Source organism: Arabiibacter massiliensis (genome assembly GCF_902386925.1).
Lineage (GTDB): Bacteria > Actinomycetota > Coriobacteriia > Coriobacteriales > Eggerthellaceae > Arabiibacter > Arabiibacter massiliensis.
Genome location: NZ_LR698996.1, coordinates 413,667 through 426,960, shown reverse-complemented (window position 1 = coordinate 426,960; position 13,294 = coordinate 413,667). Strand labels below are relative to the sequence as shown.

Annotated in this window: 13 protein-coding genes; 8 read left to right on the top strand and 5 right to left on the bottom strand. The window is 68.0% G+C overall.

The window, feature by feature from the left end:
* Nucleotides 1-184: 184 nt before the first annotated feature.
* From FX134_RS01795 to FX134_RS01775, 5 genes are all read right to left on the bottom strand, one after another.
* Nucleotides 185-1,045 (bottom strand): aldo/keto reductase, encoded by an 861-nt coding sequence (locus tag FX134_RS01795; RefSeq protein WP_080797263.1) that lies wholly within the window; start codon nucleotides 1,043-1,045, stop codon nucleotides 185-187.
* Between the two features lie 127 nt (nucleotides 1,046-1,172).
* Complete coding sequence (locus FX134_RS01790; RefSeq protein ID WP_080797262.1) at nucleotides 1,173-1,592, bottom strand: type II toxin-antitoxin system VapC family toxin; 420 nt, start codon at nucleotides 1,590-1,592, stop codon at nucleotides 1,173-1,175.
* Nucleotides 1,589-1,831 (bottom strand): FitA-like ribbon-helix-helix domain-containing protein, encoded by a 243-nt coding sequence (locus FX134_RS01785; RefSeq protein ID WP_080797261.1) that lies wholly within the window; start codon nucleotides 1,829-1,831, stop codon nucleotides 1,589-1,591. Before FX134_RS01785 ends, FX134_RS01790 begins: the two co-directional genes overlap by 4 nt.
* Nucleotides 1,832-2,012: 181 nt before the next feature.
* Complete coding sequence (locus tag FX134_RS01780) at nucleotides 2,013-2,789, bottom strand: SDR family NAD(P)-dependent oxidoreductase (protein ID WP_080797260.1); 777 nt, start codon at nucleotides 2,787-2,789, stop codon at nucleotides 2,013-2,015.
* Nucleotides 2,789-3,394 (bottom strand): TetR/AcrR family transcriptional regulator, encoded by a 606-nt coding sequence (locus FX134_RS01775; RefSeq protein ID WP_080797259.1) that lies wholly within the window; start codon nucleotides 3,392-3,394, stop codon nucleotides 2,789-2,791. Before FX134_RS01775 ends, FX134_RS01780 begins: the two co-directional genes overlap by 1 nt.
* 774 nt (nucleotides 3,395-4,168) lie before the next feature.
* Between FX134_RS01775 and FX134_RS01770 the strand changes: the two genes are divergently transcribed.
* The 8 genes from FX134_RS01770 (at nucleotide 4,169) to FX134_RS01735 (ending at nucleotide 13,219) form a co-directional block, all read left to right on the top strand.
* Complete coding sequence (locus FX134_RS01770) at nucleotides 4,169-4,678, top strand: helix-turn-helix domain-containing protein (RefSeq protein ID WP_080797258.1); 510 nt, start codon at nucleotides 4,169-4,171, stop codon at nucleotides 4,676-4,678.
* Nucleotides 4,679-4,789: 111 nt separating this feature from the next.
* The gene (locus tag FX134_RS01765; protein ID WP_080797257.1) at nucleotides 4,790-5,395 is read left to right on the top strand and encodes a hypothetical protein; all 606 of its coding nucleotides are present in this window, start codon (nucleotides 4,790-4,792) and stop codon (nucleotides 5,393-5,395) included.
* Nucleotides 5,396-5,509: 114 nt separating this feature from the next.
* The gene (locus FX134_RS01760; protein WP_080797256.1) at nucleotides 5,510-6,478 is read left to right on the top strand and encodes a helix-turn-helix transcriptional regulator; all 969 of its coding nucleotides are present in this window, start codon (nucleotides 5,510-5,512) and stop codon (nucleotides 6,476-6,478) included.
* A gap of 73 nt (nucleotides 6,479-6,551) precedes the next feature.
* A complete protein-coding gene (locus tag FX134_RS01755) occupies nucleotides 6,552-7,877 on the top strand; it encodes an MFS transporter (RefSeq protein ID WP_080797255.1) in 1,326 nt (441 codons plus the stop codon).
* Between the two features lie 43 nt (nucleotides 7,878-7,920).
* Nucleotides 7,921-9,729, top strand: coding sequence for a glycoside hydrolase family 2 protein (locus FX134_RS01750; RefSeq protein WP_080797254.1), 1,809 nt, complete (start codon nucleotides 7,921-7,923; stop codon nucleotides 9,727-9,729).
* Entirely contained in the window at nucleotides 9,729-10,952 is a 1,224-nt protein-coding gene (locus FX134_RS01745; protein WP_080797253.1) for a galactokinase, read from the top strand. Before FX134_RS01750 ends, FX134_RS01745 begins: the two co-directional genes overlap by 1 nt.
* Nucleotides 10,952-12,262, top strand: a complete 1,311-nt coding sequence (locus FX134_RS01740; protein ID WP_080797252.1) for a galactose-1-phosphate uridylyltransferase — start codon at nucleotides 10,952-10,954, stop codon at nucleotides 12,260-12,262. Before FX134_RS01745 ends, FX134_RS01740 begins: the two co-directional genes overlap by 1 nt.
* Before the next feature lie 120 nt (nucleotides 12,263-12,382).
* Nucleotides 12,383-13,219, top strand: coding sequence for an SDR family oxidoreductase (locus FX134_RS01735; RefSeq protein WP_080797251.1), 837 nt, complete (start codon nucleotides 12,383-12,385; stop codon nucleotides 13,217-13,219).
* Nucleotides 13,220-13,294 lie beyond the last annotated feature (75 nt).

The following is a 13,294-nucleotide window of genomic DNA, read 5'->3' as shown; positions in this document are numbered from 1 at the left end:
AGGGATCCTTCCTCCTGCAAGGCTGAGCAGCCTTCTTCCGACAAGGTGCCAATCATGCTAAAGAAAGAGGAGGGCGAAAACATTAGCTGTCAGCTAAGTTCTCGCAGAGGGTTTCGAGGCGCGGCCGAAGCCGCGCCTCTTTTACGGGCGCGCAGCCGGCCCGGGCCGCCCCCGATCGGCGCGCTTAGAAGTCGATGGCGTCCGGGTCGAGGCCGGACTGGCCGAGGGGGTCGAGCTCGTCGATGCGCTGCAGGTCGAGGTCGGTGAGGTTGAGCCAGAACAGGCGCTCGTTCTCGGCGATGCGCGCCGGATTCGTGGACTTCGGCAGCGGGATGGCGCGGCGCTGCAAACACCAGCGCAGGCAGAGCTGTGCAACCGTGCAGCCGTAGGAGGCCGCGATGTCGATGAGCAGCTGGTTTTGCAGCACGCGCCCGCTGCCGAGGGGCGACCACGCCTCCACCACGATGTCGTGGCGGTTGCAGAACTCGCGCGTGACCTCCTGGTTGCAGCCGGGATGCAGCTCGATCTGGTTCACCATAGGCAGCACCTCGGCCGCGTCCATGAGGGGCTCGAGGTGGTGCGGCTTGAAGTTGCTCACGCCGATGGCGCGCACCTTGCCCTCCTGGTAGAGCGTCTCGAGCGCCCGCCACGTCTCCTGGTTCGTGCGCTGCCAGTCGGCCTCGGCGCCGCGCGCGGCGGGCCAGTGGATGAGGTAGAGGTCGACGTAGTCCAGGTGGAGCTTGCTTCGCGACTCCTCGAACGCCTTGAGCGTGGCATCGTAGCCGCGGTCCGTGTTCCACACCTTGGTGGTGACGAACAGCTCCTCGCGCGGGATGCCCGAGGAGGCGAGCGCCTTGCCCACCGTCTCCTCGTTGCCGTAGGCCGCCGCCGTGTCGATGTGCCGGTAGCCGTCGGCGAGCGCCTGGTGGACGGCCTCGAGGCCCGTCTCGCCGTCGGGCATCTTCCAGGTGCCGAACCCCACGCACGGGATGCCGTAGCCGTTGCGCAGCTCGATGCGGTCCTTCGCGCTCGTCAATTCCGCCATGTGTGCCTCCTTATCGCCTGCGGCCTCTTCGGGGAGGGCCGCCGCGGTCGTCGTTGCCTATCGCGCACACGGTAACCCCTGCGCGCCCGCAGTCGCCGACCCGTTGCGCAACCGTTGGAGGCGCGGGCTAGCGCGGATCGAAGGAGTTCACGAGCTCGATGCCGAGGAAATCGAAGTCCTTCGTGTTCCGCGTTGCGAGCACGGCGTCGTTGCGCTGGCATATGGCCGCGATCATCAAGTCCTCGATCGTCGGCGTCCGGCCGCTTGCGACGGCGGCCTCGTGCATCCGGGCGCACAGGTAGGCGCTGAACGCATCGAAGGGCAGCGTCATGTCCGCGCAATCCATGACGATGGCCGTGATGGCCTCTTCCAGGGCGCGCTTGCGCCGTCCGTCGGGCAGGCGCAGCATGCCGAAGTACAGCTCCTTGACGGTGATGGCGGTGAGAAGCACCTCGCCCTCGTGGTCGAAAAACCAATCGACGACGTCGGGCGACGGGTCGCGCTTCATCAGCTCGGAGACGACGTTAGTGTCGGCGACGTACTTCACAGCCAGCCTCCCGTGTCGATGCCGCGGGCAGGATGGCGCTCGGGAAGCTCGATCTCGATGCCTTCGGCCGCTGCGGCGGCCTTGCGCAGGCGCGACACCCAGCTTCGCGGCTCGGGCTCGAGGGCCGCCTCGAGGATCGCACGGGCCTCGGCCTGCTGAGACCTGCCGTTCCTCGCCGCGCGCGCCCGGAGCGCGTCCTTCGTCGCGCTCTCGAGGTTCCTGATGAGCAGATCCGACATAGCACTCCTCTTTCTCTATTCGCCTCGCCTCATGATATCATCGATATCACTCGATGGCTAGGAGTAGAACGCCTCGGAGATTGCGAGATTTTGCGGCGAAGTCAAATGAAACCTCCCGGATGTTTCACGTGGAATATCTGGGGTTTCAGCACGGGTGTTTCACGTGAAACACGGGCTCCGGTCAGCGCTCGTAGCGCTTGAGCATGCGCAGCCACGTGGCCATGACGAGGCGCTGCGGCATGAGCTTCGCGGCCACGTGCAGGTACTTCGCGTACAGGGGGAACACAGAGAGCGCGCGGCCCCGCCGCGCGTCGCGCAGGGCGCGGTCGGCCACTTTCCCGGGCGGCACGAGGCCGGGGAACGCCACGCGGCGGCCGTTCACCTCGCGCAGGAGCAGATCGGTATCCACCCAGCTCGGACACACGGCGCACACCGTCACGCCAGTGCCCGCGAGCTCCGCGCCGAGCGCCCGCGAGTAGCTGAGCTCGAACGCCTTCGTGGCCGCGTAAAGGGCCAGGTAGGGCGTGGGCTGGAACGCGGAGGCCGACGAGATGTTGAGGATGCGGCTCCCCTTTCCCATGAACGGCAGGCAGATGCGGCAGAGGGCGCCGACGGCCGTGCAGTTGAGGGCGACCGTGCGCTCGATCTCGCCGACGGAGAACTCGTCCCACGCGCCCATCTTGGCCGCGCCCGCATTGTTCACCAGGTAGGCCACCGTGGGGCGCTCCGGCTGCGCGAGCAGGGCGCGCTCCACGGCGCGCAGCCCCTCGGCGGTCGAGAGGTCGGCCGCAAGGGGCGCTACGCGCTCGTCCCGTTCGCCGCGCAGGCGCTCGAGCTTTTCCGGGGTGCGGGACACCGCCCAGAGCTCGTCCACGCCCTCTTCCTGCAGCAGGCGCTCCGCGAAGGCCCGCCCGATGCCTCCGGTCGCGCCCGTGACGATGACGATGCGCGCGCCCATTAGCGGCCCCCCTCCAGCAGCGTGCGCTCCAGGTCGGCCGCGCTTATCATGGCGTAGCCCTCGGTGAACAGGCGCTTGAGCGCGTAGAGGTACACCACGCCCCAGAAGTAGTCGGCCAGCTTGAAGGGGTCGCCCGCGGCCACGCTCCCCTCGCGCTGGCCCTGCTCCACGATGCGCGCCGTGTGCGTGTACAGCTCCGAGCGATAGGGAGCGGGCCGATCGTCCGCGTTCGGCTCCTCCTCCAGCATGAGCTGGGCGTTCAGCACCACCGAGGCCGCGAACAGCTCGTCGTCGGCCAGACGCTCAAGGACGGTAGCGGACAGGCGATGGATCTTCGCCTTCGCCGGAAGCGGCAGCTTCGCAAGCAGCTTGAGCTCCCGCACGTCGTCGCCGTTCGCCACCAAAGAGTGCAGGGCCGCGAACAGGTCCTCTTTCGAGTCGAAGTACCGGTAGATCGTCCCCTGCGCGATGCCGATGCCGCGCGCCAGGTCGGCGATCCTCGTGCCCGCGAACCCGTTGCGCGCGAAATAGCGCAGCGACCCACGCAGTATCCGCCCCCGCATCTCGTCCCGCATCTCCGCGCACCGCTCCGCCGACTTCGGCACGGCATCCCCTCTTCCGTTGGATGAGCATTTTCTCATCCATAAAATACGCGTCGGCAAGCAGGAAGTCAAACGGGAAGCGGACGCGCACGCCGATGCGGCCAGTTCGTCGGCTGAGCGAAAGCACCTACCCCCCTCATGGCGAACATGCGGCGCGGTCAACCGCGCGGACCCCTGTGTGCCGTGCTCCCCACGAACGTGCGACGCCCTTCCCCATCGTCCCCCTCGCGAATCGGCTCCGCGCCATCAAAATGTTTCACGTGAAACATAGGGGATTTCAGCACATATGTTTCACGTGAAACATAGGGCGCGGCGAACCCCTTCGCTGCAAGACGAAGGCCTGCAAACTGAAAAATTCTATATCGGTTATCGCTTGAAACTGATAGAAATTTTATCAGTCAGTTCTGAAGCCTCAACCGTCGCTCGAGCCAGTCGGCGAGGTCGCACAGCACGCGGCGGGGGGAGGCGGGCATCGCGCTCGACACAGGAGAGAGCCTGTTCTTCAGCCACTACGACCCCAACTTCGTGGAGTCCATGGCCGACTTCGGCCACCGTGTGATGTAGCGCCACCGGCGCGGAGGGCGATCCTCGCGATAAACCCTCCGCGCCCCACGACTTGGCGCGCGCTTCGAGAAATACCACGAACATCACTTAAAGAACAGCCCAGTGGACCAGCAATTTTCCCCTCCTCGGCTTGAATGTTGCTTTGCGTTGCTTGCGGCAACAGGCGCTTTCTCGCACAATGGCGGCAATGCCGAGAGAAAGGATGCAGTCCCCATGCTGAGCGAGAACATCCAAGCCATCAGGAAATCGAAGGGGCTCTCGCAGGAGGAGCTCGCCGTCAAGCTGAACGTGGTGCGGCAAACGATCTCGAAATGGGAGAAGGGCTTATCCGTCCCTGACGCAGATCTGCTGGTCGCCCTCTCGGAAGCGCTCGAGACGCCGGTGAGCACCTTGCTGGGGGAAACCGTCGTCGAGCCCGCGGCCGACGACTTGAAGGCGATTTCCGAAAAACTGGAAGTCATAAACTTGCAGCTTGCGCGAAGGAAGACCGCGAGGCGGAAGATGGTTCGCTGGCTGCTTATCTCGCTCTGCGCGGTGCTTGTGCTGGTTTCCGCAGCTCTCGTGGTGATGAACAGCCCTTACTTGGGTTGGGATTACAGCGATCCCGAGACGGCTGTGTTCGGGGCGGCTTTCCACGTGTTCGAATGGCTATTCGTCAGGTTGGCGCCCCTCGCCCTCATCGGGGCGATCTTCGGAATCATCCTGACGCGTGAAAAAGCTTGAGACGCCCACGGAGCAATGTTCCACATGAAACGCCGCAACCCTCTTGCCGCTGCGGGCGAAGATGCGTATGCTTCGCCCGAGAAGAATCCTCCAACGAAGGGACGGATGGGGATGGATGAGATCGTCGATTTCATCGAGGCGAACGTGAACGGCAGGACGCTGCGCACGGAGGAGCTGGTCTACGAGCTGGAAGGCGGCGCGTTGCAGGGCGTGTACTCCGACCAGATGTCCTTCTGCAACCTGAAGCGCTCGTCGAGCGGGTTCCAGCTCGACATGTTCATCGTGTCCAACGAGAAGGTCTGGCTCATGGGGGAAGACGGGCAACGCGAGGAGCTGCGGAAGGACTTCAGCGCCGTGTCCCTGTTCCGCTTCGAGCTGGCGCGGCGCAGGAGCACGGGCGGCATCACCGGCAGCTTCCGCTGCGTCTCCGCTTCGGGGAAGGACGTCGCCGCGGAGGCCGTCGTGAGCGGCATCTACGACGTGCGCCTCGAGGACGGCGTGCTGAAGCTCAGGGAGGATCAGGCGCTCTACCGCGACCAGCCGGTGCAGGACGGGCGCTTCAAGCCCGTCGCCTTCCAATCGGAGCATCGCTTCCGCTGCGAAGGCGGCAAGCTGCGCTATGAGTACGACGGCGCCTCCTTCGACGTGGACGCCGACACCATGCAGAGGCGCGGCGGCTCCGACCGCTTCCCCCCGTTCGTCTCCGTCGAGCAGTAGGACGGCTTTCCCTCGGAACGCGCAGGCAACGACCGCAAGTCGAATCAAGCGAGGGCGGGCACGTTGTCCTATAGTGGGAATCAGCGCGCGCGACCCGAAAGGAACGAACACGACATGCACGAATGGCGAAGGCAGGTGCAGCAGATCGTCGACGCGATCGACGAGAGCATCGCGAACCGCGACGACGAGGCGCTCACGCTGCGCGCCCTGGCCGAGCGGCTCGGCTACTCCGAGTTCCACACCACGCGGAGGTTCCGGGAGGTCTCGGGCATGCCGCTGCGCGACTACCTGCGGGGGCGTCGGCTGGCGTTCGCGCTCAAGGAGGTCCGCGACAGCGAGAAGAGCCTGCTCGACATCGCGCTGGCGCATGGGTTCTCGTCGCACGAGGCGTTCACCCGGGCGTTCAAGCGCGCCTTCGGGGTGACGCCGAGCGCGTACCGGGCGGACCCGCGCCCCGTGGTGCTGCGCACGAAGATCACCGCCTTCGACCGCTACGTGCTGGGAATGGGAGAGATCGGCATGGCGGAATCGAACGATCGCATCGAGCCGTACTTCGTCACGGTGCCCGCGCATAAGCTCCTGCACGTGCGCAACTACGAGAGCAACGGCTATTGGGACTTCTGGCAGAGGCAGGCCGAGATACCCGGGCAGGACAGGGCCACCGTCTGCGGCCTGCTGGACAGCGTGAAGGGGAAGCTCGACGACGAGGGCGGCGCGGAGGCGAACGCCGGCGGCGGCCAGGTGATGGCCTACGTGAGCGACCCCGAAGGGCGTCTGTGCGAGTGGGGCTTCCCACGCGTGGAGTGCCACGGCGCGCGCCTTCCCGCCGACTGGGCAGGCGAGGTGCCGCCGAACCTGCAGCTCATGGACGTGGACGCGGGCGAGTACGCCGTGTTCGAACACGGGCCCTTCGATTACGAGCAGGAAATGCGCACCGTAGAAAGCCAGATAGAGGCCGCGATGGCCGCGTTCGAAGCAGCCGACAACGGCTGGGAGTTCGACACGACGCCGGGCAAGGTGATCTATTTCTACTTCGATCCCGCCCGCTTCTGCAAGTACGTGCGCCCGGTGCGCCGGGCGTAAAGGAGGGTGCGCCGGAGCGGGGAATCCGGTAGGATGGCACTAGGTTGTTTCCCTCGAGAGAATCGACGACGCCATGTCTGCTGAAAACGTCTCCCCCGCCCGCTCCGGCCTGTCCAGGCGCTCGTGGGCGCTCATCATCCTGCTGTCGTTCTTCGGGCAGGTGGCCTGGGCGCTCGAGAACAACTTCTTCAACCTGTTCATCCAGGACGCGTTCGGCGCGTCGCTCTCCGACGTGGCGCTCATGGTGTCCGCCTCGGCTCTCACGGCCACGGCCACGACGCTGTTCGCTGGCGCGTGGTCGGACCGTGTCGGGCGGCGCAAAGCGTTCATCGGCGTGGGCACCATCCTCTGGGGCGCGTCCATCATCGTGTTCGCGTACCTGCAATCAATCTCGTCGGCGCTCGCCGGCACGGCTGCGGCGGCCATGGCGTTCGGCGTGACGCTCACCATCGTGTTCGACTGCGTGATGACGTTCTTCGGCAGCCTGGCGAACGACTCGTGCTTCAACGCCTGGGTCACCGACATCACCACGGAAGAGAACCGCGGGCGCGTGGAGGGCGTGAACTCGGCCATGCCGCTGCTCGCGATGCTGGCCGTGTTCGGCGGCGCGATGTTCTTCATGATCGTGGGGCCCGACGGCACGGTGACCTACGACTACCCGCTGTTCTTCACCATCGCCGGCGTGGCGGTCATGGCGCTCGGGGCAGCGGTGCTGCTGCTCATGCGCGATTCCGCGCCCGGTCGCGCGCCCGCGGGCGGCTATCTGGCGAATGCGCTCTACGGCTTCCGCCCGCAGGCGGTGCGCGAGAACCGAACGCTCTACCTGGTGCTTCTGGGCTACCTCGTGTTCGCCACGGCGCTGCAGGTGTTCATGCCCTACTACGTGCTGTACCTGCGGCTTCCTTATATCCTGGGCGAGAGCTACGTGTTCGTGATGGCGCCGGGCATCGTCATCGCCGCCGTGTTCACCATCCTCTACGGCAAGCGGGTGGACAGGCGCGGGTTCTCGCGCGCGGTGGTGCTGCCGCTTGCGCTGTTCGTGGCGGGGTGCGTCGTGCTCACGCTGCTCACAGGGCTCGCGGGCGTGTTCGCGGGGTCGGTGCTCATGCTCTGCGGCTACCTGGGGGCGGTCGCGTGCTTCGGCGCGGAGGTGCGCAACAACACCCCCGCCGGGCGCGTGGGGTCGTTCCAGGGCGTGCGCATCTTCATGGCGGTGCTCGTGCCGATGCTGGTGGGGCCGTGGATCGGCTCGGCTTTGAGCGCGGGGTCGGGCGCGCTCGGGTTCGGCGTGGTGGGCGACGGGTTCACGCCGTCGTCGCTCATCTTCCTGGGCGGCGCGGCCGTGGCGCTCTTGACGTTCGTCGTGCTGCCGTTCATCAAGAAGAGCAAAATGGCATAAAAGGGGACAGTCCCCTTTTATGCCATTTTTTGAGGAGGCGAAGATGCTCGATATCAAACGCGTGCTGGCGAGCGCGCCGCGCAAGCCGGAGGACGTGGAGCTGCGGGAGCTTCTCACGCCGTGGGGCGAGGCGCTCGCGGCGGGGGACGAGCGGACGCGCGTCCATCCGCGGCCGCAGCTCGCGCGTGAGGCCTTCGAGCTGCTGGACGGGTGGTGGGACTACGCGATCACAGCAGCCGGGGAAGCCGAACCGCCGGCGGAGTGGGACGGGCGCATCCGCGTGCCGTTCTCGCCGGAGGCGCCGCTCTCGGGCGTGCGCCGGCAGGTGCGGCCGGACGAGCTTCTGTGGTACCGGCGCGCGCTGACGTGCGGCAAGCCTGCAGACGGCGAGCGGATCATCCTGCACTTCGACGCCGTCGACCACGCCTGCGCCTGCTATGTGAACGGGACATGCGTCGGCGAGCACAGGGGCGGCTACCTGCCGTTCTCGTTCGACGTCACCGACGCGCTGGCCGACGGCGGGAACGAGCTCGTCCTGCGCGTATGGGATCCAAGCGATGCCGGCACCCAGCTGCGCGGCAAGCAGCGGCTCGCGCGCGGGGGCATCTGGTACACCGCGCAGAGCGGCATCTGGCAGAGCGTGTGGCTGGAGACGGTGCCGGCGGAGCGCATCGTCGCGCTCAAGATCGACCCGCATCCCGACGAGGGAAAGCTTCTGCTGGAGGCGACCGTGCGCGGGGACGCAGTGCTGGCCGCGCGGCTGCTCGACGGCGGCCGCGAAGCCGCGCGAGGCGAGGCCCCTGCGGAAGACGGCCGCTGCATGCTCTCGCTCGACGTGCCGAACCCGCATCTCTGGAGCCCGGACGACCCGCACCTCTACGACCTCGAGCTCTCCTTCGGCCGCGACCGCGCAGCCAGCTACTGCGCCTTCCGCACCGTTGGCGTGGAGCCGGATGCGCACGGCGTGCCCCGCTTCTGCCTCAACCACGAGCCGCTCTTCCTGCGCGGCGTGCTCGACCAGGGCTACTGGCCCGACGGCCTCATGACCGCGCCCGACGACGAGGCGCTTGCTCACGACGTGCGCGCAATGCGCGAGGCGGGCTTCAACCTGCTGCGCAAGCACATCAAGGTGGAGTCCGACCGCTTCTACTGGTGGTGCGACAAGCTGGGGATGCTCGTGTGGCAGGACATGGTGAGCGGCGGCGGCGCGCCCGATGCGTGGCAGTCCAGCTACAAGCCCACGTTCTTCCGCAGCTCGTGGGGCCGCCACGCCGACGACGATCCGCGCCACCTGCCCGGCCTTGCCGCCGATGACCCGGCGTTCCGCGCGGAGTGGACGGCGACGTGCGCGGGCACCGTCGAGCACCTGCGGAACCACCCGTGCATCGTCGCCTGGGTGCTGTTCAACGAGGCATGGGGGCAGTTCGAGGCGCGCCGGGCGACGGAGCTCGTGCGCGGCCTCGACCCGACGCGGCCCATCGACGCGGTGAGCGGGTGGTACGACCAGCGCTGCGGCGACTTCCTGAGCGTGCACAACTATTTCCGGCCGCTCGAGGTGTACCCCGACCACGCCCGGCCGCCGCGCGCGTTCGTGATCTCGGAGTTCGGCGGGCTCTCCTATCACGTGGACGGGCACTGCTCGCTCGAGACGTCGTACGGGTACGGCTCCTCGGGCGACCTCGCGTCGTTTCGCGCGGGCGTGCGCGAGATCCTCGCCCAGGCTGACGCGCTGGAGGCCGAGGGGCTGGCCGGGTACGTGTACACCCAGCTCTCCGACGTGGAGGAGGAGACGAACGGGCTTCTGACGTACGATCGACGCGTGAGCAAGCTCGCGAAAGAGGGAGGGCTGTGATGCGGAGCGAGGAAGAGGCGCTGGAGCACCTGAAGCAGCGGTTCATCGCGCGCTTCGGCGACGTGGACGGCCGTTCCTTCGCGTTCGCGTCCGCGCCGGGGCGCGTGGAGCTGGCCGGCAACCATACCGACCACCAGGGCGGGCGCACCATCTCCGCCGCCATCGGCCGGCGCATGTTCGCCCTGGCCGCGCCGAACGGCACGGACGCGATCCGCATGAGCATGGAGGGCTTCGGCGAGGCGGCGCTGCGCATCCGCGACCTCGAGGCGCGCGCCGAGGAGCGCGGCACGTCGGCGGCGCTCGTGCGCGGCATGGCCGCCGCCTACGCGCGGGCGGGCGGCGAGATCGCGGGGTTCGACGCGGTCACGTGCTCGGACGTGCCGCCGGGATGCGGCGTGTCGTCGTCGGCCGCCTTCGAGATGATGATGGGCCTGGTCATCCGCGCGGTGTGCGACCCGCCTGGCTCCGACCTGCGCCGCGACCTCACGCATCTCGCACTCGCCGGCTCCTGGGCAGAGGACGTCTACTTCGGCAAGCCCACCGGGGCGCAGGACCAGCTGGCGAGCGTGCACGGCGGCATCGTGGCGCTCGACTTCGCGCGCGAGGTGCCGCTCGTCTCCCCCGTCGCCTTCGACGCGGCGTCAAGCGGGCACGCGCTGCTCCTGGTGGACAGCCGCTGCGACCACTCGCGCCACACCGACGAGTTCCTTGCCGTCCCCGCCGACATGTTCGCCGTCGCGCGGCGCTTCGGACGCGAGCGGCTGGAGGACGTGCCCTATCAGGCGTTCCTCTCCGACTTGCCTGGGGTGCGCGCGGAGCTGGGCGACCGCGCGGCCCTGCGCGCGCTCCACTACTTCGAGGAGACGCGGCGCGTAAACGCGCAGGAGAAGGCGCTTGCGAACGGCGACTTTCCCGCGTTCCTCGCGCTCGTGCGCCAATCGGGGATGTCGTCGGCGCAGTTCTTGCAGAACGTGTCGCCGCGCGCGAACGGCTCGGGCGCCGAGCAGCCCGCCATGGTGGTGCTCGCACTGTGCGCGCACCTGCTGGGCGAACAGGGCGCGTTCCGCATCCACGGCGGCGGGTTCGGCGGCAGCGTGCTCGCGTTCGTGCCCGAGGAGAAGGCCGACGCGTTCCGCACGCGCATGGACGCGCTTCTGGGCTACGACGCCTGCCTGCCCGTGGCCATCGGCGCGCCGGGCGCGTGCGCGCGGAGGCTCGGCTGATGGGCGCGGCGCTGCCCGCGCCGGAAGAGGTGCGCGCGGAGTTCGACCGCCTGCGGGCGCAGGATGCGGAGGCAGCCGTCGCCTACCTGCACGACCTGGGCACGTCGAGCGGCTACATCGACGAGGCGGCCGTGGCGCGCACCATCCGCTGGACGGCGGGGAGCCCCTACGGGGAGTTGGAGATCACCATCAACCGTTCGAAGCCCGAGAAGGATCCGCGCGCCATCGCAGCAGCCGCCCGCAACGCCGGAACGTCCGCGCCCGCAGGCCCCGGCATCCCCCGCTGCGACCTCTGCTGGGAGAACGAGGGCTTCCCCGGCGCGCCCGGACGTCTCCCGAAGCCCGGGCTGCGCATCGCCGCCATCGAGCTCGGCGGCGAGCGCTGGGGGCTCCAGTTCTCGCCCTACGCGTACTTCGACGAGCACTGCATCGCGCTCTCGGCCGAGCACCGGCCTATGAAGATCGACCTGTCCTGCTTGGCGCGGCTGCTCGACTTCGCAGACCTGTTCCCGTTCTACTTCGTCGGGTCGAACGCCGATCTGCCCATCGTGGGCGGCTCGATACTCTCGCACGACCACCTCCAGGGAGGACGGCACACGTTCCCCCTGATGAGGGTACCCATTGAGCGCGAGGTGCCGCTGGCGGGGCTGCCGCAGGTGCGCTGCGGCGTCGTGCGCTGGCCGGCCTCGACGCTGCGTCTGCGCTCGTGCGACCGCGACGCCCTCGCGCGCGCTGCCGCGCGTATCCTTGAGACATGGCAGGATTTCTCCTTCGAGCCGTGCGGCATCGTCGCGCATGACGCGGACGGGCGGCACAATACGCTCAACCCCATCGTGCACCGCGAGGGCTCGGACTACGTGATGCACCTCGTGCTGCGCAACAACCGCGCCGACGCCGAGCGCCCGGGGGGCGTCTTTCACCCCGGTGCCGAGCTGCACCACATCAAGAAGGAGAACATCGGCCTCATCGAGATCATGGGCCTCGCCATCCTGCCTCCGCGCCTCGCCCGCGAGCTGCCGCAAGTGCAGCGCGAGCTGGCGGACGCCGCCCGCGCAGGACGCACGCCGCAGGAGGCCGAGGCGCGCCTGCGTGCGCACGAGGACGCCGCCCCGCACGCCGCCTGGGCCGCCGCCATCCTCGCCCGCCGCGCCGCCGAGCTCGCCCGCGAGCCGCACGGCGGGGCGATCGGCCCCATTCTGCGCGACGAGGTCGCCCGAGCCTTCGCCGCCATCCTCGAGACCGCCGGCGTCTTCAAACGCGACCCCGCCGGCCAAGCCGGCTGGAAAGCCTTCCTCCGAATCCTCTGCTGAGCCACCGGAAACGGCCCGTCGGCGACGGTTCCGCTCGCTCGCGGCCCCCGGCAAAGAACTCCGGAGGCCGTGCTCTATACTGGATCGCATCATCCGCGGGCACGGGAGGAAGGACGTCGCATGGTCGATTACGAGCTGGACGGCAAGGTTGCTATCGTTACGGGAGCGGCGGGCGGCGGAGCGGGCGGCACGGGCCTGCGCATCGCGCAGCTGCTTGCTGAGCAGGGCGCCAAGGTGGTGCTGGCCGACATCAAGCCGACGGGCCAGGAGGAGTCCGACAAGCTGAACGCCCAGGGCTTCGACACGTGCTTCGTGCAGATGGACCTTGCGGACGAGGAGTCCATCAAGGCGCTCGTCAGCACGGCGGTCGAGCGCTACGGAAAGCTCGATATCCTAGTGAACTGCGGCTTCATGCAGCTCAAAGAGGGTCAGGTACACGAGACGCCGGCCGACGTGTGGGACCGCATCATCGCCGTGGACCTGCGCGGCGACTTCCTCACCATCCACCACAGTCTGCCGCACCTGCTGAAGCAGGGCGGTGCCATCGTCAACGTGAGCTCCACGGCGTCGCTCACGGGCGAGGACAACACGGCCGCCTACGCGTGCGCCAAGGCCGGCGTGAACGCGCTCACGCGCTCGGTGGCCGTGCAGTACGGCGATGCGGACGTGCGCTGCAACACCGTGGTGCCGGGCTCCATCCTAAGCGAGGGCATCCTGGAATACGCCAAGACGAACGAATCGGTGCAGTTCCAGTTCGACATGCTGAAGCGCCATGCGCCGCTCAAGCGCTATGGCACCGGCGAGGACATCGCCAATTCGGTGCTGTTCCTGGTCAGCTCGAAGGCGTGCAACATCACCGGGCAGACGCTCGTATGCGACGGCGGCTACTCCATCCGCTCGGGCATGTGGGCCGACATCCACGAGTACAAGCAGACTCATTCCTGGGACACCATGTAGCGGACGCGCCCGCGTCCTCGGCCGGCTGCGGCTCCTGCGTCGAGCAGGCCAGCGGCTTGCGCAAATCGTCATCGG